Source organism: Novosphingobium sp. 32-60-15 (assembly GCF_002280675.1).
In the GTDB taxonomy this organism is placed as follows: domain Bacteria; phylum Pseudomonadota; class Alphaproteobacteria; order Sphingomonadales; family Sphingomonadaceae; genus Novosphingobium.
In genome coordinates this window covers 21,523-44,098 of sequence record NZ_NCEN01000016.1, presented here as the reverse complement: position 1 = coordinate 44,098, position 22,576 = coordinate 21,523, and the positions used below count along the sequence as shown (strand labels likewise).

20 protein-coding genes are annotated in these 22,576 nt (G+C 60.0%); 4 read left to right on the top strand and 16 right to left on the bottom strand.

Annotation, left to right across the window (positions count from 1 at the left end):
- Positions 1-7 precede the first annotated feature (7 nt).
- The 5 genes from B7Y89_RS12220 to B7Y89_RS12200 all read right to left on the bottom strand — a co-directional run bounded on the left by B7Y89_RS12220 (position 8) and on the right by B7Y89_RS12200 (position 6,071).
- Entirely contained in the window at positions 8-1,636 is a 1,629-nt protein-coding gene (locus tag B7Y89_RS12220) for a DUF87 domain-containing protein (protein ID WP_292938798.1), read from the bottom strand.
- Between the two features lie 173 nt (positions 1,637-1,809).
- Positions 1,810-2,562 (bottom strand): TIGR02186 family protein, encoded by a 753-nt coding sequence (locus B7Y89_RS12215; protein ID WP_292938782.1) that lies wholly within the window; start codon positions 2,560-2,562, stop codon positions 1,810-1,812.
- Positions 2,559-3,473 carry a sulfite exporter TauE/SafE family protein gene (locus B7Y89_RS12210; RefSeq protein ID WP_292938781.1) on the bottom strand — a complete coding sequence of 305 codons (915 nt, stop codon included), beginning with the start codon at positions 3,471-3,473 and terminating at the stop codon, positions 2,559-2,561. The genes B7Y89_RS12215 and B7Y89_RS12210 overlap by 4 nt, the downstream gene beginning before the upstream one ends.
- 76 nt (positions 3,474-3,549) lie before the next feature.
- Positions 3,550-4,371, bottom strand: coding sequence for a hypothetical protein (locus B7Y89_RS12205; protein ID WP_292938780.1), 822 nt, complete (start codon positions 4,369-4,371; stop codon positions 3,550-3,552).
- Between the two features lie 242 nt (positions 4,372-4,613).
- On the bottom strand, positions 4,614-6,071 hold the full coding sequence (locus B7Y89_RS12200; RefSeq protein WP_292938779.1) for a glycosyl transferase family protein: 1,458 nt from the start codon (positions 6,069-6,071) through the stop codon (positions 4,614-4,616).
- Positions 6,072-6,116: 45 nt separating this feature from the next.
- Between B7Y89_RS12200 and nhaA the strand changes: the two genes are divergently transcribed.
- Together nhaA and B7Y89_RS12190 are read left to right on the top strand one after the other, a co-directional pair.
- Positions 6,117-7,289: a Na+/H+ antiporter NhaA gene (nhaA, locus tag B7Y89_RS12195; protein WP_292938778.1), complete on the top strand. Its 1,173-nt coding sequence runs from the start codon at positions 6,117-6,119 to the stop codon at positions 7,287-7,289.
- A 99-nt stretch (positions 7,290-7,388) separates the two neighbouring features.
- Positions 7,389-7,844, top strand: coding sequence for a DNA starvation/stationary phase protection protein (locus tag B7Y89_RS12190; protein ID WP_292938777.1), 456 nt, complete (start codon positions 7,389-7,391; stop codon positions 7,842-7,844).
- Positions 7,845-7,847: 3 nt separating this feature from the next.
- On the opposite strand, the gene gspN is transcribed toward B7Y89_RS12190, so the two are convergent.
- The 8 genes from gspN to B7Y89_RS12150 are packed head-to-tail and all read right to left on the bottom strand — an operon-like array spanning position 7,848 to position 16,465.
- Positions 7,848-8,579, bottom strand: a complete 732-nt coding sequence (gene gspN / locus B7Y89_RS12185) for a type II secretion system protein N (RefSeq protein WP_292938776.1) — start codon at positions 8,577-8,579, stop codon at positions 7,848-7,850.
- Positions 8,576-9,052, bottom strand: a complete 477-nt coding sequence (gene gspM / locus B7Y89_RS12180) for a type II secretion system protein GspM (RefSeq protein ID WP_292938775.1) — start codon at positions 9,050-9,052, stop codon at positions 8,576-8,578. Before gspM ends, gspN begins: the two co-directional genes overlap by 4 nt.
- On the bottom strand, positions 9,052-10,173 hold the full coding sequence (gene gspL / locus B7Y89_RS12175; RefSeq protein ID WP_292938774.1) for a type II secretion system protein GspL: 1,122 nt from the start codon (positions 10,171-10,173) through the stop codon (positions 9,052-9,054). Before gspL ends, gspM begins: the two co-directional genes overlap by 1 nt.
- A gap of 10 nt (positions 10,174-10,183) precedes the next feature.
- Positions 10,184-10,651 carry a type II secretion system major pseudopilin GspG gene (gspG, locus tag B7Y89_RS12170; RefSeq protein WP_292938773.1) on the bottom strand — a complete coding sequence of 156 codons (468 nt, stop codon included), beginning with the start codon at positions 10,649-10,651 and terminating at the stop codon, positions 10,184-10,186.
- 1 nt (position 10,652) lies between these two features.
- A complete protein-coding gene (gene gspF, locus B7Y89_RS12165) occupies positions 10,653-11,882 on the bottom strand; it encodes a type II secretion system inner membrane protein GspF (protein ID WP_292938772.1) in 1,230 nt (409 codons plus the stop codon).
- A complete protein-coding gene (gene gspE, locus B7Y89_RS12160) occupies positions 11,882-13,375 on the bottom strand; it encodes a type II secretion system ATPase GspE (protein WP_292938797.1) in 1,494 nt (497 codons plus the stop codon). Before gspE ends, gspF begins: the two co-directional genes overlap by 1 nt.
- 58 nt (positions 13,376-13,433) lie before the next feature.
- Entirely contained in the window at positions 13,434-15,650 is a 2,217-nt protein-coding gene (gspD, locus tag B7Y89_RS12155; protein WP_292938771.1) for a type II secretion system secretin GspD, read from the bottom strand.
- A 26-nt stretch (positions 15,651-15,676) separates the two neighbouring features.
- Entirely contained in the window at positions 15,677-16,465 is a 789-nt protein-coding gene (locus B7Y89_RS12150; protein WP_292938770.1) for a type II secretion system protein N, read from the bottom strand.
- A gap of 186 nt (positions 16,466-16,651) precedes the next feature.
- On the opposite strand from B7Y89_RS12150, the gene B7Y89_RS12145 reads away from it, so the two are divergent.
- Complete coding sequence (locus B7Y89_RS12145; protein WP_292938769.1) at positions 16,652-17,191, top strand: NUDIX domain-containing protein; 540 nt, start codon at positions 16,652-16,654, stop codon at positions 17,189-17,191.
- Here B7Y89_RS12145 and dinB read toward each other — a convergent pair.
- The gene (gene dinB, locus B7Y89_RS12140; RefSeq protein WP_292938768.1) at positions 17,170-18,318 is read right to left on the bottom strand and encodes a DNA polymerase IV; all 1,149 of its coding nucleotides are present in this window, start codon (positions 18,316-18,318) and stop codon (positions 17,170-17,172) included. The two genes, B7Y89_RS12145 and dinB, sit on opposite strands and share 22 nt — an antisense overlap.
- Positions 18,319-18,392: 74 nt before the next feature.
- Between dinB and B7Y89_RS12135 the strand changes: the two genes are divergently transcribed.
- Positions 18,393-19,661, top strand: a complete 1,269-nt coding sequence (locus B7Y89_RS12135) for a multidrug effflux MFS transporter (RefSeq protein WP_292938767.1) — start codon at positions 18,393-18,395, stop codon at positions 19,659-19,661.
- Positions 19,662-19,670: 9 nt separating this feature from the next.
- Here the strand turns inward: B7Y89_RS12135 and B7Y89_RS12130 are convergent, their stop codons facing one another.
- Entirely contained in the window at positions 19,671-21,668 is a 1,998-nt protein-coding gene (locus B7Y89_RS12130; protein ID WP_292938766.1) for an EAL domain-containing protein, read from the bottom strand.
- A gap of 86 nt (positions 21,669-21,754) precedes the next feature.
- Positions 21,755-22,552 carry a LysR family transcriptional regulator gene (locus B7Y89_RS12125; protein ID WP_292938765.1) on the bottom strand — a complete coding sequence of 266 codons (798 nt, stop codon included), beginning with the start codon at positions 22,550-22,552 and terminating at the stop codon, positions 21,755-21,757.
- Positions 22,553-22,576 lie beyond the last annotated feature (24 nt).

Genomic DNA, 22,576 nt, shown 5'->3' with positions numbered 1-22,576 from the left:
CAAAGGATCAGCGGCTTTGCGCGCGCCATCGCTGGACAGTGCGCTCGACCACCCGTTCATCCCCGCCACCTTGGCCCCACAATTCGTAAAACGATGGATCGGTTGAAGCCGGACGCTTGATCAATTCAAGGGCATCGAACGAAACCCGCATCGGGATAGACACACCCTCGCCCGAAATGATGCATTCGCGGTTGCGCAGGGCGGGAATCGTATCGATAAACCCGCGCGCGCCTTCGGGCATGGCTGCCTTCACAAAGGCCTGATCGCGTTCGTTGTTCAGGCGCATGGCGATTATCGTGCCGCATTGCGACAGGACGCTTTCGGCAAGATCGGACGGGCGCTGGGTAATCAACCCAAGGCTCACGCCATATTTGCGGCCTTCCTTGGCGATCCGCGAAAGAATGCGTCCGACCGATGACCCATCCGAATTCTTCTCGTTCGGCACATACCGGTGGGCTTCTTCACACACGAGCAAAACTGGCCGCGTTTCTTCATCGCGCGACCATATTGCATAGTCGAACACGAGACGGCTCAGGACAGCAACGACAGTTGCGGTGATTTCCGATGGTACGCCAGACACATCGATGATCGAAATCGGCTTGCCATTGGATGGCATGCGGAACACCTTGGAGATGAACTCCGCCATCGTATCGCCAACCAACATGCCGGAAAACATGAATTGGTAGCGTGGATCGCTGCGGATTTCCTCGATCTTGGTCTTGATCCGCATATAGGGAATGGAATTGGTCCCCTTGTCCAGCCGTCCCATTTCGTTCTGCAGGATCACCAGAATGTCCGACAGCAAATAGGGTATCGGTGAATCGACCGTAATCTTGCCAATCTGTTCAACCAGCCGGTTTCTCTGCCGCGCTGCCAACAGACACTTGGCCAGGATATCCATGTCCAACTGGCGGTCATGGCCTTGCGAGGTGATGAACACCTCGCAATGCTCTTCAAAATTCATCAGCCAGTACGGCATGTTGAGGTTCGAAACGTCGAGCAACTGGCCGATAGATCTAAAAGCGCTGGCATATTCGCCATGCGGATCGATCATAACGATATGGCCCATTGGTGCCATTTCGCAAATCCGGTGCAGGATCAGCGCCGCAGCGGTTGATTTGCCGGTGCCGGTCGATCCTAGCAAAGCAAAGTGCTTGCCCAAAAACGCATCGACATAAATCCCCGCGCAGATATCCCGCGTCGGGTATACTGTGCCAACTGCGATATGTGTGCGGCCGTCGCTCGCGTAAATCTGGCGCAAATCAGCGTTCGTTGTGGGATAGACCAGCGCTCCCGGCACGGGATAGCGGGTAACACCACGGCGGAAGCCGATCATCTTGCCGGTTGCGCGATCTTCCTCGCCTTCACCCACAAAATCGATGTGGGCAACAACCCCGCCTTCAATCTTGGAATCGTGGCGCTGTGTACGCACGCTGGCCACAAGCCATGAATTGCCAACGCGGATCTTGATCTGGCCGCCGACTTTGCCGGAAAGCGCGATAGAAGGATCGCGATCTACCGCGCATTCTTCCATCCGGCCCAGATCGAACGCAATGGCTGAACTGGAACCTGCAATTTCAAGCACGAAGCCGATGGGCTTTCGGGCATTTTCAAGGACCGGGACAACGTCAGGCATCGCAAACGGCGCGCGTTTGGCAAGATCGTCAGTTGAAGCTGGTGTACCTGCCTCGACGCCCTGCATATCCATATGTGACATCAAACAAACCCCAAGCCTTCAACACGGATTAGAGTTGGTTAGGGCGACTAAGTTAATATTGGCTAAACACAGAGTACTGCGGCCCGTCCCGCTTAGACGAGCGCAAACAACCGCCCGGCAACCCAACCCATCCCGACTGATACCAGCACGGCAAACAGTCCATAGATCAGGCCGCGCTCTTCGGCGGCCACGGCCACGAAGCGCTCAAAGCCCTCTTTGGTCACTTCCACCCGCGTGATGGCCGATGCCACGACCTTGCCGTTACGGATCGCAAAAGTCTCGGCCGTATAAGTGCCGATCTGCACGCTCGAAGGCAGGCTCATCCGCGCAGAATACAGGACCTGCCCGCTGATCTTCACCGCCCCTTCATCCTCACGGTAGAACCCTTCACGCCGCATCAGATCAACCAGACCGCCGGAAAAGCGGCGCTGCTCCTTCGGGTCAATCACGCCGATGGGCGATAGTTGCAACCATTTGAGGCCAAGTTCGTAAATCGCAGCAGTCTTGTCATCGACGATCTTCTCGATCGGTCTTGATGATGCCACGGCAAAGTAGCTGGGTGCTGATCGAAACTCCATCGAATCCGCGTTAATCCACATGCCGGCAATCTTCTGCTTTTCTCGCAGAACGATGGATCGCACCGGCCCTTCAAGCACCACCACGATGTCATAATCTTGCGCCGCACGGCTGCCTTCCGGGCTTAAAATCGCGCCGAACAGCAACAAGTCGGCACCGGTAAAACCTTGACGCACCTGCACTTCATGTTGCGAAATTTCCGGCACAAGGATCGGATCACGCGCGCCCAACAGCAGCAGGCACGCAGCAAGCGCCAAAAACCGCGTCATAGCGGCACCACCGTGTAAATCTCGTCAGGCCGATAGCCCAGCCCCAGCGCCATGCGCATTGCCACCAGCAAGACAATAGCGGCCAGGATCAGGCGCAAGGTTTCGGGCTTGGCCTTTTGCGCAAACTGCGCCCCGATTTGCGCGCCGGAAACCGATCCGATCAACAGCAGGATCGCCAGGACAATGTCCACCGCGCGCGTGGTCAACGAATGCATCATCGTGGTGGTCATGGTCACAAACAGGATCTGGAACAGCGATGTTCCCACCACCACGTTCACGCCCATGCCCAGAATATACAGCATGGCCGGAACCAGCACGAACCCGCCACCAATGCCCATCAGCATTGTCATGATACCGGTGATGACGCCCAGCAGCAGCGGCGCAAGCGGCGAGATATACAAGCCGGAGCGATAAAAGCGCCAACGCAGCGGCAGGCTTGCCACCAGCGGATGATGGCGGCGCTTGCGTGCTGGCAGCGGCACCCCTGCACGTTTGGCGCGAATGGTGGTCAGGCTCTCATGCGCCATCAACCCGCCAATGCCGCCCAGCATCAGCACATAGAGGATGTTGATGACCGTATCGATCTGCCCCAGCGCTTGCAGCAGCCGGAACAGCAAGGCGCCAATCCCGGTGCCCAACATGCCCCCCGCCACCAGCACGGCACCCATGTGGTAATCAATCCCGCCGCGCCGTGCATGGTGAAAAGCGCCCGAAACGCTTGCGCCAGTAACCTGGCTGGCAGCCGAAGCCGCCGCGACAGTGGGGGGGATGCCGTAGAAAATCAGCAAAGGCGTGGTCAGGAACCCGCCGCCTACGCCGAACATGCCCGAGAGCAAGCCGGTCAACGCACCAAGGCTAACGATCAAAAGACCGTTTACCGATAAGTTCGCGATGGGAAGATAGACGTCCATTGCCGTGCCGACGCTAGGCTCCCCACCCGCTGCCAGCAACCCCACATGGACGCAATTCGGCCAAAAAACTGTGTGATTAAAACGATGATGCGACGGTCAGGGCAGGACCCGAAGCAGGATTGGCGTTTCCGGCAACCCGCAATCGCCAGTCCAGCGCGATTCTGCTGGCCACACCGTCACCCAGATCGAGCGGCAACGTCACGCGTGGCCCAACGTCCAGCCGCACCGCTCCCTTCTGGCCGCCAGCCCATACCCCCGCGCCCAGACGCACTTCGCGCTTCACGCCGACAACGTCGGTCACTGACCGGTCGACCACTGCCTGCGCATCGAAGAACGCGGTCGGGCCGACACCGCCGGCATAGCCAGCTTGTCCATAAACCTCGGCGAGGAACCCTGCGGGCAAGTTCTGCCAAGGCAATTCTGTCACCACCGTCACCACAGGACGCAGCCGCATCTGGCTATTGCTCGAATCATAAACCCGCACCTCTGCCATAACCCGCAGGGGCACGCGCCGCATGGGGCGCAACCCCAGACCTACCGCCAGTTCCCTGTCGTTGTCCGGTGCATCAATCGCCAGCGATGTGCGGACATAACCAAAGCTGTCATGCGGCTTGCCACTGCCCAGCCGAAACCGTGCGATCGCTCCTGCTTGGCTGGCGCCATAAGACGCAGCGCCCGGAGCTGTCGCCGCAACACCGCTACCGGCCCGCATCAGCAACCACTGGTCAAACGTCCAGCGCTGCCCCTTCGAGTAGGCTGCCCGCCCCCCAAGCGAGGTGGCTGTTGGCACAAAGCGTGGCACATCTGCGACCAAGTCAGCGCTTTGGCGATGTGGTGGCCCCACTTCTCGCGTGGCTGGGGGTGCAGCGTCGATCAACGGCGCAGTAGGCACTTTCATTTTGGGCCAAGCTATTGTTTTTATTTCCTCTCTTCCCGCCAACCTCGTACTTGGCTCTACAGTCGCGCGTGATAAGGCAACCACCTCCCCCCGCATGACAACAGGCGCATGGGATTGCGCCGGTTCGTTTCCGGCTGCAAATATCGGGTTCCACATCGCTGCTCTGGCCACGGTCCAGATCACCAGGATCACCGCCAGCGCTAGAATCGGCTGTCCGCGCCGCGCAGACGCGGGCCGCCTCATCATTGTCGCGCCAATCTCGCCGTGCCTCGCCCGATCAAATGCACCGGATGCACCAGATGTACCGTATGGTCCCACTGCACTTTGCCGCCGGACAGCACCCGCAAATAGGCCATCAGCGCGCGGCGCCCGGCCATGATGGAAATGATATTGCCAACAGGAAAACGAAGGATCGCCCGAAATCCTTCGGCAACGCCATATTCATGGGCGGTAAAACCGAAACGCAGCGTCAAGCGCCAGATGAAGCTGAACAGATTGAACAGCAGCAACGCTTTGATCACAGGATCTGCCACCAACGGCGTGATCTGTCCCAACGCATCGCCAAGACGCACCAATGGTGAAATCACGATGAGCGCATAAGCAGCCGCCAGCACCACTGCGACCAAGGCCCCACGCCTGTCGCGCACACGCATCCACAGATCAAAGCCGTGGCCACTCCACCCCAATCGCTCCCAGCCCTGAAACGCGATCCCGTGCAGCCACCGGGTTTTCTGCCTGACAGCGGCGGTCAAAGTGCTCGGAAAAAACTCACGCGTGGCAACAATGTGGCCATCCCGGTCCCGCACCCGCAAAAAGCAGGAATTTCCGCCGGTTTCGCTGACCAACAGCCCTGCCTCGTAATCTTCGGTCAGGCATTCGGCAGCAAATGGATCGCCCCCGCCGCGCCGCTCCAGAATGCGGTCAATCGCCTCGCGTGAAAATGCACACCCCACGCCTGACGACGGCAAGCCCGCCCGCAGCCAATTGCGCACGACCATGTCTCGGCTGTGAGCCTCGGCAAATTCGTCGCAATAGTGGCCCGCAATCCAGCGAGAGCCTTGCTGTGGCTCGGGCCTAACCGGCAGTTGTACAAAATCGGCGTGGTCCAGCGCGCTATCCATCAGGCCCAGTGCCGCAGGGTGCACCATATCCTCGGCATCGTGCAGGATCAGGGACCGGGCACGCCTGCCGGTGCGGTGCTCATCGTCACAGAGCGCGCGGTACAGCCGGTTCAGGCAATCGGCCTTGGTGGTCGGCCCATCACGGTCATGTAAGACTACCCGCAGTCGCGGATCTTTCGTCAACACGGTCAAGGCGGCCAGCGTTGCTTGATCGTTGCGATAAACGCCCACGTAAATGCGCAAATTCTTCTGCGGCCAGCTCTCCAGACAATGGCTGACCATTGCGCCGATAACCGCCGCTTCATGCCAGGCCGGAACAATTACAGCAGCAATGCCTTTCAGTTCCTGATGATGATCATCAACCAGCCTCGGGAGTTGCGCAGCGCTCTTTATCCGTATCCATATCCAGACACCGTCAATCAGAAATTCGTCTATCGCGCCGATTGCAAACCAGAATGCGGCAAACAAAAGAAGTTCATGCTCGACAATTGCGAGCCACTGGAATGCCGAATAAGACGGCGAAGTTGGCAAATTCTGCCCCCGTTTGACGTGTCCGAATGATGCGACCACATGAAACATCTATGCCTGCTTGCGCGGGTTCGTGAACTAGGGACTGATTCGAAAATGGCGGTATCGCGAGGACTTAAAAAGGCTTGGCGCGCATTATCGCGCAACGAAGCCGCACCCGGCCTCGTGCTTATGGCATGCGCTGCTGTGGCCCTTATCCTTGCCAATTCGCCCTGGGCCAGCGCTTGGCATGGCCTGTTCAATGATCCGCTTGGCTGGACGCCGGTGCCCAAGCTTTACAGCGCACACCTGTGGATCAACGATGGCCTGATGGCGGTGTTCTTTTTCGTGGTTGGCCTTGAAATCAAACGCGAAATTCTTGACGGAGAGCTGTCAAACGCGCGCCGCCGCCGCTTGCCCGTCATTGCAGCGGTGGCCGGGATGGCCGTGCCGGCGTTGATCTATCTGGCCATAACCAATGGCGAACCCGCGCTCCACGCCGGTTGGGCCATTCCTTCGGCAACCGACATCGCTTTTGCCATTGGCGTACTGGCATTGGCCGGAAAAGGTCTGCCACCGTCACTGCGCCTGTTCCTCCTAACGGTGGCCATCGTTGATGATCTGGGCGCGGTTATGGTCATCGCGTTCTTCTACACCACAGGATTGAAACTCGCGTGGCTGGGGATCAGCGCAGTGATTCTCGTCGCACTGGTCATCGTCAATCGCATGGGCGTGCGTGCGCTCACGCCTTATATCCTTGGCGCAATTGCCTTGTGGTACGCTGTGCTGCATTCCGGCATTCACGCAACGATTGCCGGTGTCCTGGCCGCGCTCACCGTCCCGCTTGCATTGAATCGACAGCATGACAGCCCGTTGCTTCGCCTCGAACACGCGCTTGTTGCGCCCAACGGATTCCTGATCGTGCCGCTGTTCGGTCTTGCCAACGCGGGCGTTCATCTTGGCTTGCCTGAGGGTGGTTCGCTTGCTCTGCCGCTCGGCATCGGGCTTGGCCTGTTGCTGGGCAAGCAGATCGGCATTCTGGGGAGCGTGATTCTGGCTGAACGTCTCGGCATTGCACAGCGCCCGGAAGGCGCAACACTGCGGCAATTGTGGGGCATATCGCTGCTCTGCGGCATCGGCTTTACGATGAGCCTGTTCATCGCAGGCCTTGCTTTCCCGACCAGCCCGGTTCTTGTCGAAGAGGCCAAGCTCGGCATTCTGGGCGGTTCAGTAATCGCCGCGATTGCGGGCATGATTCTGCTGAAAGGCAGCAAAGTCAATCAAAACTAATCGGCTTAATCGATCACAAAGCCGATCTAATTGCGTGAAACCTTTCAAGCGGATGCGCGTATAACGATTGCAGCAATTGGAATCACAAAGGAAACACCCATGCCCGGCGACAACGCAAAGAAGGCTTTGATCGACAGCTTGAACGGCCTTCTGGCCGACTTTTTCACGCTCTATCTCAAGACCAAGAGCTTCCATTGGCATGTGGCAGGACCAAATTTCCGCGAACTGCATTTGCTGTTCGACGAACACGCCACCGAACTGTTCACACTGACCGACATCATTGCCGAACGTGTGCGCAAGAATGGCGGCAACACGCTGACATCGATTGCCAGCATCGCAGGCAAAGCATCAATCAAGGACGATGACCGCACGAAGATTGATGCGATGGAGATGGTCAAGTCGCTGCGTGATGACAATGCAAAGCTGGTAAAGGCCATCCGCGCCGTAAAGGACGCCGCAACCGCGGCAGGTGACAATGCGACAGAAGGTCTGGCCGACGATTGGACCGATCAGGCTGAACAGCGCGTCTGGTTCCTTACCCAGACGATAGCATAATCCTCAGAACTGCCCGCTCGTCCCGATGCCAATTCCGCCGGGACGGGCGGTAAAGCCGCCCTGCATCAACGGTCCACTCACCTCTGGCGGCAGGCCCGCCAGTACCAGATCCGCTTGCCAGCGACCATCGCCCGCTATGCGCATGGTCAATCGTTCCATTCCGCCCGGTCCCTGCATCGGCACAACCAGCGAACCGCCCTCGCACCGCGCCTTGCCCGAAAGGCTGACCGCTTGTGGCAGCAATGCGCCCGGTGAAGCCAGCGTCATTCCCAGCGAGCCTTGGGCGTCTGCACATTTGCCATTGGCCATGCGAACAGACAGGTCGCTGAACGCCAGCGACGTGACGGGCAATCCGCCAAGGCCGTCCGGCAAAGCGACCGCGCCGTTCACGCCCGAAAGCCGCACATCACCGCCACTTGCAGATGCAATCGCCGCAAACGGGGCGGCCCCTTCGCGGCGCAGGTCAAACTCCGCACGGCCAAGCAGCAAAGGCAAAGGCCGCAGCCCTGCGTCAATCGTGCCGAGAGGCAATGACCCGACCCGCAAATCGCCGATCCGCCCGCTCCACACCGAACCTTCAATGCTTCGCGCCGTCACATTTTCAGGCGCGGCCATGCCTACAGCCACGCGCAAGGGCAGCAGCGCGATCAGGCCGACCGTGGTCAACACGGCTAGCGCCAACCACCCGCGCCGTGTCAGCGCGCGTTCGCGCACGAATATCCAGCGCCCGATCACGATCCGCTCCGCCGCACGGTCACATTGACCGAAACTGTCCCGTCCGGGGCGGGCGTCATCGTCAATTGTTCAACCGCCAACCCTTGCGCTGAAAGACCATCGATCCAGGCAAGCGCCGCAGATGGCCGCGCAGTGGGAATCACGATAACCACCGCGTCTGACCCGCGCCGTTGACTGGATTGCACAACAAATCCAGCCGCTTGCGCGCTGGCTCCGGCCACTTGCTCAACCGGTCCGGCCAAAGCCGCCGGCTTTACACGCGGAGCAGCTTTAAGTGCGTCAATCTGCGCCGCAATACGTCCGGCGCGTTCGGTGGCCAGACGGTGGCGAACAGCCGCATCATCCACCGCCTGTCCCACAGGCAGGATGATTGCATAAATCAGCACAATCAGCGCCATCAACCCACCGGCCACGCTCACGAGCATTCGCTCGCGTTCGGTTAAACCGATATACCAAGCACTTACCCGGCCCATCACGGTGCCCTCAGCGTTATTGCCGCGACCGTCGCGCCGGTCGGGTCGGGGGCCAGAGCGGGCGGAACGGTCACCTTCCAGCCTTGATTTTGCAAAGCAATCAGCACGGTGTTCACATCTTCGGCGCGCGGTGCCGCCACGGTGAAGCGCAGCGTCCCATCCGCGCTATAGCCCAGATCGCGCAGGCGAACCGCAGGGATTGGCCGGATTGTTTCAAACAGCGCGGCGGCAGGGGCTACAAAACTCGCCCCGCCTTGTCCACGTTTGGCAAGTTCGGCACCGAGCACGCGTTCGGCGCTTTCCAGATCGGTGGCTGCGGGGAAGCGCGCTTGTACCAGTTCCAGCGCGTGGTCTTCCTGCGCGGTGCTATCAAGGTTCCACTTCACCACCCACACCAGCATCAGCAAAAGCGCCATCAATGCCGCTACTGCCGCCATCCGCAGCAGTCCCATCCAGTTGCCAACGCGAAACACCGAAACACGGCGTGGACCATAGACGCCCTGTCGCAAATTGAGCGGCGGATTGGCATGAACCGCTGCCAAACGCCGCGCCACATCGTCATCGCTCAATGCGGTTTGGTCAAGACCGCCCGCCAGCGCCTCAACCAGCGCAGCCTCGCCCGCGAATGCCGCCTCACCAGTACGCGCCAGCAATTGCCCGCCAAGGTCAGCCAGTATCAACGCATCATCCGCGCGCGGCAGCACAAGGCTGGCAGGCACCAGCGCCACAGGATCAAGCGCATGTTCCGCCAGCGCTGCCATCCAGCGGTCCATATGCGCCGCCGATACGCTGCACGACAGCAACCGGCCCGCGTCCGCCGCAACCGCCACATGCCGCGCGCCTGCCTGCAAGCCACCTTGCGCCAAGCCCATGCGTTCAGCCGCCAAGGCTTGTGGCTCGGGCATATCGGGCATTGGTCCATCGCGAACCGGCGCATCGCTGGGCGGCACCAGCACAGTCACTTCGCCAACACCGCCCCAAGGCGCGGTCTCACTATCGGCATCGAACGCCTGCATCGCGCCCGCACCGCTGTCGCTTACCCGCCACCAATGCCACGCATGCCCGGCTTCAGCAGGCAGCAAGACGATCAGTCCGTCCGGGGAAGGCGTGGGGTTCACCATCGGCGTGGTGTCAATTCTGTCCGGCGTAGATATCGGCGTTCAATTCATCGCCACCGGGTTGACCATCGGCCCCCAGCGAGAAAATCTCGAACTGGCGGCCATCGCGGCCGGGCACTTGATACTGATAAGGACGGCCCCAAGGATCGCTCGGCAAATCCTTGATATAACCACCCGAACGGTAATTCTGCGGCATCGACAGGTTGGCAGGCGGGGTACGCAGCGCGCCAAGTCCTTCGCCCTGGCCGGGGTAGCTTGCCATATCGAGGCGGTACATTTCCATGCCCTGTTCCAGCGTGGCGATATCGGACCGCGCCTTGACCACCATCGCCTTGTCCTGGCTTGGCAACACATTGATCAAGACCACTGTGGCGAGCAGGCCGATGATGAAAATCACCACCATCAGTTCAACAAGGCTGAAGCCGTTGCGGCGACGCTTGGCCGCAGGCTTCGGGGTTCGGGTTGGTTCAGATTCAGTCATGTCACAGGCCCGTCAGGTTCTGAAGCTGCAAGATCGGCAGCAGGATCGCAAGGATGATCAGCGCCACTGCCGTGCCCATGACCACGATAATCGCAGGTTCAAGCAGCGCCATGGCAGCAGCGGTAAAGGCTTCGAATTCACGTTCAAGATAATCGGCGGCGCGTTCCAGCATGACGCCCAATTGCCCCGCCGCCTCGCCACTTGCCGCAAGATAGACCAGCAGCGGCGGAAAAGTCCCTGCCTCACGCAATGCCGTGGATAGCGATCCGCCGGCGCGCACTTTCTCGCTGATCCCTGCCAGGGACTGCGCCTGGACAGCGTTGGAAACGGTCCGTGTGGCCAGACGCAAGCCGTCAACCAGCGGCAGCCGCGCCTCGATCATGGTCGCCAACGTGCGTGCCAGCGATGCTGCATGTACATCGCGGATCAGCTTGCCGATGAACGGTATGCGCAACAGCGCTGAATCAAAGCGCAACTTGAACGCCGGATTGCGCAAGCCCCGGATGAACCCGGCCACCGCCAAAGCAATCAACGCCAGCAGCGCCCACCACCACGTGCTAAGGAACTGGGATATCCCGATCACCACCCGCGTCAGCATGGGCAACTGGCGGCTGGCATTGTCGAACTGCTCAACCACGCGCGGCACCACCGAAATCATCAGCCCTGTCACTACGCCAATCGCCACCAGCGAAAGCACGATCGGGTAGGCCAAGGCAGCAATGATCTTGCCGCGCACTTGCGCCTGCTTTTCCAGCATATCGGCCAGCCGGTCTGCGATTGCGGGAAGACTGCCGGAGTTTTCGCCCGCAGCCACCATGGCCCGGTAAATCGGCGGAAAACTGGGTTCCTCGCGGCGCATCGCCTCGGCCAATGGCAAACCCTCAACCACGCCTGCATGGACATTGGTCAAGATCGCCTGCGCCTTGGGTTTTTCGGTCTGGCGCGAGATTGTGCGCAGCGTTTCTTCGAGCGGGCTGACCACCATCAGCGACGAAAGCTGGCGGGTGAACAACGCCAGTTGCTTGGCCGAAAGCTTGTTCGCAAACAGCGCGATGCCGCTGGTCGATACTGCCGCGCGCCGTGCCGATGCCGCCGCATCGGGAGCGATGCTGACGACGAACCACTGGCGCGCGGCCAGCTTCTCGCGCGCCTCGGCCTCACCCGGCGCTTCAATCGCGCCGCGCCGCTGGATGCCCTTGGGATCAATCGCGTGATAGGCAAAACGCGCCATCAGGCCCCGTCCCGCCGCATGATCCGCGCCGCTTCCTCGGGGCTGGTAATGCCATCCTTGACCATCCGCCGCACCGCTTTGGTCAATGTCGGTGAATCTGCAAAAGCATGGCGCGCAATCGCGGCTTCATCGGCATTATCGTGGATCATCTGGCGGATCACATCATCCACCCGCACCGCTTCAAACACGCCCACGCGGCCAGAATAGCCGGTTTGTCCGCATTCGTCGCAGCCCTTGGCGGTGTGTACGGTGCGCCCGGCCTTCATGCCCAAAACCACCGCCATCCCCGCATCCAGCACCCGCTCTTCACGGCAATGCGGGCAAAGACGCCGCACCAGCCGCTGTGCGATGACCGCGCGCAAGGTTGATGCCAGCAGGAACGGCTCCACGCCCATATCGCGCATCCGCGTAATCGCGCCCGCTGCATCGTTGGTGTGGACCGTCGACAGCACGAGGTGGCCAGTCAGCGATGCCTGCACCGCGATGTCCGCCGTTTCACGGTCACGGATTTCGCCGATCATCACCACGTCCGGATCCTGACGCAAGATCGCGCGGAGGCCTGCTGCAAATGTCAGCCCGACCTTGGAATTGACCTGCGTTTGGCCCACGCCATCCACAGCATATTCCACAGGGTCTTCCACCGTCAGAATGTTGCGCGCACCATCATTCAACCCGCGCAATGCGGCATAAAGCGTGGTCGTCTTGCCCGAACCGGTCGGCCCTGTCACCAGCACGATCCCGTTGGGTTCGGCCAATGCGCGGCGCAACGTGTCTTCGGCTTTTGGATCAAGGCCAAGCTGGACCAGTCCGATCCCTGCATTTTCCTTGTCGAGCAAACGCATCACCACACGCTCGCCTGCGCGATTTGGCAGGGTGGAAACGCGCACGTCGACCAGCTTTCCGCCAAGACTGAGCGATATGCGCCCGTCTTGCGGCATCCGGCGTTCGGCAATATCCAGCCGCGCCATAACCTTGATACGGCTGACCAGCACCGGCGCGACATGCGGCGGCATTCGCAGCTTTTCGGTCAGCACACCATCCACGCGCATCCGCACGACCAGCGCGGTTTCATATGGCTCGATATGAATATCCGAAACACCTTGGCGCAAACTTTCCGCAATCAACCCGTTGATCAGCCGGATTGCGGGGGCATCGTCGGCGCTATCCAGCAAATCCTCGGCGGTGGGCAGCCCCATCGCGAGCGGATCAAGCCCGTCACCTGAAATGCCCATATCGCCGACAACCTGGGCCGCGCCGTCTTGTGCGTAAATCTCTGCCAGCAGCTTTTCAAATTCGCCCGCCGTCACTTTGCGCGTAACCAAAGGCTTGCCAAGCACCCTGCGCACTTCCAGCAAGCCCAGCGCATTTGCGCCCTCGCGCATCACCAAGGCAACTGCGCCGTCCGCCTCGCCCTCAACCATAAAGCCGTGATCGCGCGCATAGACATAAGGCACCGCAGCCACAGGCCCGGCATCAGGCAACGCAACCGTCATAGCCCCGGCCAGTTGCGTTGCGTCGGTTCCATCGATGTCTTGCGCGGCGTCCATAGGATCAGTTCTGCGCGCTGCTCGGCGGAAGCTCGACTTGCTCCAGAGGCTTGATGACAGGGCGTGGCCGGATCAGCGTATCGCCTGCATTCAGTGCGGCCACTTCGGGTTGAGGCGCGGCAGGCAATGTTGCCCCCATATAATCGACGATCAGTTCATCAATCCCGGGCTCGCGCTTGGGATCAAAGTTGATCTGGGCGTTCCGCACAATGCCATAGCGCCGTGATGCAAGAACCGCGCGGTCGTTGGCATTGCGCAAGATTGTTGGGCGGATAAACACCATCAGGTTGGTCTTGACCCGGCTACGCCCGCGTGATTTGAACAATTCACCAAGCACTGGGATATCGCCCAGGAACGGCACTTTTTGCAGAGTGCGGCTTTCATTGTCGTCAAGCAAACCGCCGAGCGCCACGATCTCGCGGTCACCAACGGTAACTGTCGTTTTGATCTCGCGCTTATTGACGATCAGATCGCTCGACCCCCGCGCAACAGGTCCTGCTACCGAGGACACTTCCTGCCGTAAATCCAGCCGCACCATGTTGCCAGCGTTGATTTGCGGGGTAACATCCAGTTCGATGCCGACGTTCTGGCGTGTAACCGTGCGGAATGTATCGTTGAAATTGCCACCCGAAAGCGCCTCGCCCGTTGAAACGGGGATTTCCTGGCCAAACAGGATCGAAGCGGGGACGTTGTTGTTGGTCGTGATATGCGGGGTCGACAGGATATTGGAATTCCGGTCGGTCTGCACCGCATTGATGATCGCGCCGAGATACGTATCCTTGCTCAACTCGGTCAGGAAGCCCGAAAAGGCCCCCCGCGCCGCCAGGACTTTGCTCGCCGCGTTCTGAGTCAACAGATCGCCTGCTCCGCTGTTAGTGGTGGTCGTGACCGTGGCCCCGTTCACCACCGTGGTCGTCTGGTTTAGATTGTCGGCCAGAAGCCCGCCTACGATGTCGATGATATTGGGCGAACTGTTGGAATAATTGGTCACCGCAAACGGCTTGTCCTTGCCGCCGAACAGCATCTGCACACCCAATTCGCGCGCCACGTCGTTTGAAATCTCAACGATGATCGCTTCAACCAGAACTTGCTCTTGTGGCACGTCAAGCTGGCGGATCACCTCGCCCAAACGGCGCAGTTCATCGGCAGGCGCTGCGATGATGATCGCGTTGGCGCCCGGATACCGGGTAATCGTGGCATTACCGCGCCCGTTGGCAAGCTTGATCGGCCCATTGCCAAGGCCGCCAGACGTTGCGCCAATCGGGCTGGTTGATGTTCCACCGGTTCCGGCAGATGGTCCCGTGCTGCCCTGTGTTCCGGCATTGGACGTAGCGTTGCCGCCCACACCCCCCAGCGAAACGGGCGCTGCACTGGCCGAAGCGACCTCGCCCCCGCCTTGTCCGCCAATCAACCGCTCAAGCACCGGCACCAGCGCGGCAGAATCAGCATAGTCGAGCCAGATGACCTTGATTTCACCGCCGAGCGCCGCCTTGGCATCCAGTTGCCGCGCCATCGCCGCCATTTTGGACAGCGTGCTTGCGTCACCGCGCATCAGGATGGCGTTTGCGCTGTCTACCGCAACAACCGTCGCCGGAGAGCGTCCACCCTCCCCCGAAGCTGGCACAAGCTGGGTAAGTGCAGTCGCAATCTCGCGTGCGCCGGCGTGATCAAGCATGATCGTCTGGCTGGTCGTATTGTCGCTATCGATCGTTGCCACCAACGACCGGATGCGGCGCATGTTGTCGGCGTAATCCACCACCACCAGCGAATTGCCTGATTTGTTCGCCGTCAGCGATCCTTCGCGGCTGATCAACGGGCGCAGCGTCTCTACGGCTTGGGCAGCGTCGATGGTTTTGAGGCGAATGACCTCGGTCACCATCTGGCTTTGTGCAGCCCCCCGGCTGCCCATCCGCGTCGGATTGGTGGCCGCGCCATCAGATGGCTGGATGCGGAACGCACCGTTGCCGGTTGGCACCGCCACCAAGCCATTGGCGCGCAGGGTAGAGAGGAACACCTCGAAGTATTCTGACCGGCTCAGCGGACGGTCAGAGACTACGCTGATCTTTGCCTGCACCCGCCCGTCGACGATGAACGTGCGGCCGGTCACCTCTGCGGCATCGGCGACAAACGCCCGCACATCGGCATCGCGCACGTTAAGCGTGTATTGCGCCCACGCCACTTGCGGGGTCGCAAGGGCCAGAACGGCGGCTCCGAGGAGCATCTTTGAACAAGAGAACATGCGCAGTTTCATGGAACCAATGTTATCGCGAGAGGAAGCTGGCGGTCACCCCGTTTAACGGTGACCGTTATCGAAGCCCCCGGACGCAGCGCGCCCGAAAGCATGGCGGCATCACCCGGGCCGCTGATCGGTTTTCCATCGACCGCAGTGATCACATCACCCGATTGAAATCCGGCAGCGCTGAACACCGCGCCGTCGCCTGATGAAAGAACTTCAAGACCGACAATCTTGCCGCCCTCTGCCTTTGGACCAAAATTCACGCCACTGCGCAAACCGGCAACGCTTACGCCACCAGAGCTTGAAACACCACCGGGCGGCACCGCGACGGGATTGGCGGCCACCACGCCTTGCGCGTCGGGCGCTGGCGCAGATTGATCAAGATAAAGCAATTCGCGCGCGCCATTGCGTGACAATTCAACGTGATCAAACGCAACACCTGCCAATGTCACGCCCGGCTGCACTTCCGCGCCGGTGCGATAGACATTCTGCACACCATCGGCACCTGCAATAATCGCACTACCGCCACCGCCCGGGGTTGAACGGGTGGCAAACAGCGTCAGCGCAAGCGCAGTCACAGCGCCTTGCTGTGCCGTTTCGGCAACAGGCGGGGTCCGGTTGAATGGATCCATGCTGGCGAAAAGGGCGGCGCGGGCAGAGGGCGTCATTTCACGGATTCCCGCCGGTCGCCATGCGCCCAGCGGTGAAACAGGCGTGATAACAGCCCAGAAAAGCGCAGCCGCAAGCAGGGCAATCAGCGAGGCCAATGCCCACCACAGCACATCGTGCAGTGGTGGCAATGCCGGGCGAATCCCCGGTAACGCCAGCCTCTTCCCCCCGAATCCCACGTGCGATTTCCCTTCAAGGCCGCAGGCATACCCTGCCCAAGCCGATTCACAAATGCCGAGCACGCGCCCTGTGCATTATCTTGCTCAAGCAGCGATTTACTACCGCAGTGTGACAGCAGGTTTGCGACTTGCCATGTGATGACCGACAACGCGGTGGATGACAATACGTCTGCCTACGCCCATCATGCACTTATGCTGAATTCCCTTCCCGGCCCACTTCATCGACAAGTCTTGCGCATTGCCCATGGTGCCCGGCTGCGGTGGTGGCGGCTTACCGGCAAGCTCGTTCGTGGATGCAATGTGATTGCATCCAATGATTGCGGGCAAATCCTTTTGGTTCGGCACAGTTACCACCTGCAGGAACTTTGGATGCTGCCGGGCGGCGGCTTGGACAAAGGCGAAAGCCTGCTTGAGGCCGCCTGCCGCGAATTGGCCGAGGAGGTAGGCTGCACACTCGATTTCGCCCGTCATATCGAAACGCTGACGCTTGACTGGGGAACCTGGACCAATGTCATCGAACTGGTGTCAGGCACAACCACCGATACCCCGAAACCGGATGGGCGAGAGATTGCCGCAGCCCGGTTCTTTGATCCCCGCGCACTGCCCCATCCTACCAGCAAACCAGCGCAGGACATGATTGCCATATGGCTTGACCATCAGAACGGCAGTTCGGTCTGACCGGCCGAAAGCGCTATGGTTTCGACTGGATGCTCAGGCTCTTCTCCCTCCAGCGCGGACAGGGTTAATCCCATCAAACGGACCGGTTTGGGCAAGGGCAATTGCGCGTCGAGCAGGGCGCGGGCGATGTCGGCAAACTCTGCTTTGTTGGCCACTGCGCGCGAAAGTGACCGGGCGCGGGTAAGCGGGGTGAAATCGTTGAACTTCAGCTTCAGCGTCACCGTGCGTCCGCTTGAACCGCTGCGTTCAATGCGCTCCCACACGATTTCGATGATGTTTTCCAGCGTATCACGCAACGCGCTGCCCGAAGAGATATCGCGTTCAAAGGTGCGTTCCCCGCCCACCGATTTGCGCGGACGATCCGCCTTGACCTGCCGCAAATCGATGCCACGGGCCGCCCGATACAAGTAATCTGCTTGGGAACCGAAGTTTTCACGCAGGAAAGCAAGGCTTTTATCGCGCAAATCGCCGCCGGTTGCGATGCCCAGAGCTGCCATCTTGTCCGCACCGCGCGGGCCGATACCGTGGAAGCGACGGATGGGCAAAGTGGCGACAAAGTGCGCCCCATCACCCGGACGGATCACGCACAGGCCATCGGGCTTGTTCTGGTCACTGGCGATCTTGGCAAGGAATTTGTTGTAGGAAACACCGGCACTGGCCGTAAGGCCGGTATCGGCGCGGATGCGCTTGCGGATCAATTCGGCAATACGCGTGGCCGAACCGATCCCGCGCACATCGTCGGTCACATCAAGATAGGCCTCATCAAGCGACAGCGGCTCAACGTGCGGTGTGTAATCAAGGAAAATGGCGCGGATCTGTTGCGAAACGGCTTTATACACCTCGAACCTTGGCCTGCAAAATATCAGGTCCGGGCACAGCTTTGCGGCCCGCACAGAAGGCATGGCAGAACGAACGCCAAATACGCGTGCCTCGTAACTTGCCGCTGCCACAACCCCGCGGTCGGATGATCCCCCAACGGCCACGGGCTTGCCACGCAAGGAAGGATCATCGCGCTGCTCAACACTGGCGAAGAACGCGTCCATATCAACGTGGATCACTTTGCGCAGGCCAATTGCGGTACGGTCCGGTTCGCTATCGCGGGGAAATGTATCGGCAACGGTGACCATTGTCGCATCCTAGCGCTTATCGCAGCGCAACATAAAGGGTGGGATTCCCTATCATTCTGGTCCAAATGGCAAAAATGGCTTTAAGCGACCCTGACGTTCCGACCCGCGTGCGCACAATGGGAGCGCGCGAAACCATTGCGATGATGGCATTGACAATGGCGCTACAGGCGCTTGCCGTTGACGCGATGCTTCCGGCGCTGGGCGACATCGCCACAGACTTGTCGGTACCCGACCCTAATGAACGACAATTGGTTGTGGGTGCATTTCTTCTGGCCTCAGGCTTTGCCTCGCTTTTGCCCGGATCTCTGGCCGACCGATATGGGCGGCGGCCAATTCTTCTTGGCTGCATCGGCCTTTATGTGCTGTTTTCGCTTGGCTGTGGATTGGTCACCGACTTTGACATGCTGTTGGGGATGCGAATTTTGCAAGCCGTCGGATGCGGTGGCCTTGCCGTGTTGCCTGCTGCGATAATCCGTGATCGCTTTTCGGGCGATCAGATGGCCAAACAGATGTCGATCATATCGGTCGTGTTTCTGGTCGTGCCCATGCTGGCTCCCAGTATCGGACAATTCGTGCTGCTCTTTGCCGGGTGGCGCTGGATCTTCGTGTTTTTGGCGGCAATGGGTTGCATCATGGCCGCTTGGGTGGCCATCCGCCTGCCCGAAACGCTCCGACCTGAATTCCGGCAGCCCATCCGGTTGGGTTCAATCGCCGCAAACATGATCGGCGCGGCCACCAACCGCGCCTCGATCGGCTATGTCATGGGTGGCGCGCTGACGTTCGGGGCGCTGATCGGTTACGTCAATTGTTCGCAACAACTGGTGGGCGAACGCTTTGGCGCCGGTACAATGTTTCCGCTGTTGTTCGGCCTTTCCGCTCTGATGATGGCAATCGCCAACTTCTCAAATTCGCGCATCGTTGAACGGTTTGGCGCGCGCCGCGTTTCTCACACCGCAGTGTTTGTGTTCATCTTGATCAGCGCCATTCAAACTTGGGTCTCAAGCTGGCCGGATCAAACTTTGTGGCAATTCATGCCATTGATGATTGCCAATATGATCCTGATCGGCTTCATCGGTGCCAACTTCAATTCCATCGCACTGCAACCGTTTGAACGCACCGCAGGATCTGCCAGTTCGGTACAGGCATTCTTGCGGACGGTCATCGGATCAGTGATCGGGATCGTCATCGGACAAGCCTATAACGGCACTGCCCATCCGCTTGCCATCGGGCTATTGGCAGCAGGCATCATCAGTTTGCTGTTTGTGCTGTTCAGTGAAAGGGGCAAGCTGTTCCGGCGTATCCATCCCCCCGGCACACCCCGTCCCGTGGTGTTTGAGCACTAAGGTCAGGGTCTAAGCAGCGTTGGTGTTTGCGCTGACAAGGCTGGCCATGGCTTGTGCCGCAGGTGCAGGATGGCCAAAGTGGTAGCCTTGCATCAGCCGCACACCCAAGGATCGCGCTGTTTCTGCCTGCGCTTCGTCCTCAACACCCTCAATCGTGCAATCGATGCCCAATTGCCAGGTAAGCGAGACGATGCTGCTGACCAGGGCACGCGCGCCGGGATCATTGGCAAGCGCGCGCGACAAGGCCTGATCGATCTTGATGATATCAAGCGGCAGGCTGTGAACCTGGCTGAGGCTTGACCAGCCGGCACCGAAATCATCGAGCGCGATGCGGAAGCCACGGGCGCGGAACGCCTTCAATTGCGCCTCGGCGCGCTTGGGATCATCAATCAACGCGCGCTCTGTAACTTCAAGAATGATCGAATGCGGCGGTGCCCCTGCTTCTTCGACCAACTGCGCCAGCACATCAGGCGTACCAGCGCGCATCACATCACGCGGTGCAAGGTTGATCGACAGAGTGCGGCCCTGCTCCCACGTCCGGCATTCAGACAAGGCCCGTGCCAGGACCATGCGGGTCATTTCACCCGTGCGTCCGGTGGCCACCGCAAGCGACATGAATTGTCCCGGTGAAAGCCAGCGTTCACCATCCGGGCTCCACCGCGCGAACGCTTCGAACCCGGTGACGTGATTGCTGCCAATGTCGATGATCGGCTGATAAAGCAGCTTAATCCGCTGTTCCAGATCGGAATCATTGAATTGCCGCGTAATCGCGGCGCGTTGCAGCAACTCCGTCTCATCATCCGGGCTGAACACAACAACAGTGCCGTCTGATTGCTCTTTGGCTTTGTAAAGCGCGGCGTCCGCCCGTTCCAGACAATCGCTGGCGCTGCGCCCGGCCACGCGATGCACCCCGATGGACCCTGAAAGCCGCAACACCGCGTTGCCATGAATCACCGGTGCCCGCAGCGCATCGGACAAATCATTGGCAAGGGTGCGAACCGACTCTTCATCAAGATCCGCATCAAGGATGATCGCAAATTCATCGCCGCCAAGCCTGCCAAAACTTCTGACGCGCTCTACAACGGCAAGACGCGAGGCAATGGCGGCAAGCACCGTATCACCTGCGGCATGCCCATACGTGTCGTTGATATGTTTGAAGCCATCAAGGTCAATCAAGGCTAGCCAGGCTGCCGCAGGACCGGTGTGTTTTCCGGCAAGCTCGGTTTCCAGCCGCGCCAGAATCGCACGGCGGTTCAACGCGCCTGTCAACGGATCAACCGTCGCTTGCAGCATGTTGTCTTTAGCAAGCAGTGCCGCTTGCCGTTCACGCCGCACCAGACGTTGGCGCGACAATTCAAGCTTTACGAAATCGCGGTGATGCCCATTGGTGATCAACAGCAAGAGCGCGGTCACTACGGTCTGGACAAGCACCACTTCCAAAGCATTGGGATGACCGCTGAGCAAGGTTTGCACCGATGTCGGAAACGTAATCGCAAATGCAATCCGCAGCGCGGTAAGCGGCGCATGCCCCAGCCCCAGCACTCCGGAGAACAGCGTGACGGCAATAATGTAATGAATGAACGACTGGGCGGAATCATCGCCATAATTGCTCAAAGTCATCGCCCAAAGCGCGAACAGGAAGGCCGAAGCCGCGCCAAGCCAGCTCATTCCGCCCAAATCATGGCGTAAAGTTGCCAGTGATCGCGCTGCCACGCGCTGCGGTAGCCAGTAATATGCCCGCCAAATTGCAAAGCCGCCAATTGCGACAGGGCCGAATAACCAAATCCAGACCGGTGTCAGGCTTTGGAAGCGCAGCGCCATGAGCACACAATTGAACACCACAACAAGATAGAGAAGCGGCAAACGGTGCGATAGATTGACAGCATAAGCTTTTGTAAAGCTGTCACCTTTGCGCTGAGCCCAACGCCCGCCAAGGCCACGGCGCACGTTTACAGCCAGTCGCTTCGGCCCGGCAAGTGCATCGGCATATAGGTGGCTCGTCCCCATCGGAGGAGCAGTAAAAGGTCGAAGTTAATATGGAGTAATGCAGCGACCCGAAAACAAGTTAAATTTGTGCAGTCGCGAAACCAGCGTCAGGCCGAGAGTGCTGCCACCAACGCCTTTACCTTTTTTTGCCGCCATTGCGGGAGCGGCGCGATCAGCCAGTAGCCGCGCCGTGACCGCTCAGGCTCTCCTATGGCAACGATCCGTCCCGCAGCAAGCGGGGCCTCGGCCAACTGATAAGGCACATGGGCGCGTCCCAGTCCGGCCCTTGCCGCGCTGATCGCGGTGCCAGCATCACCGACCGAGAAACCGACATCGCCGCCGCCCGGAGCCGGGTCACCCGGCCAGCCGATCCAAGCGCAATCATCGGCTGCGTCAGGTGCCGCGATCGTGACCATCAGGGGCGCGCCCAATTCTATGCCTTCAAGGTCGCCCGGCCCTTCGGCCCAGCGTACGGCAAGATCAAGGTTCGCCTCGGTAAAGTCGATATCGGCATCGCCGCCCACCAGCGAAAAGCGCATTTGCGGGTTGCCCGCCCGGAACGCGGCCAACCGGGGGGAGAGCCATGCCGCAAAGAAATCGCGCGGGCAGGCGATGGTGTAGACGTGGCTGGATTGGCCAGCCTGCATCGCCTGAACGCCTTCTTCGAACCGCAAAAAGCCTTCGCGGATCGCATCAAGGCCCGACAGCGCCTCATCCGTCAGTTCGAGCCCCTTCGACGTGCGGCGGAACAGCACTACGCCCAGCAAGTCTTCCAGCGCGCGGATTTGCTGGCCGACGGCCGCAGGCGTTACCGCCAGTTCATCCGCAGCGCGGGTGAACGACAGATGACGCGCGGCTGCATCCAACACGCGCAGGCCGTTCAAAGGAAGGTGTGTACGTTTCATGTCCGGCTTTTCATATCCTGCTGG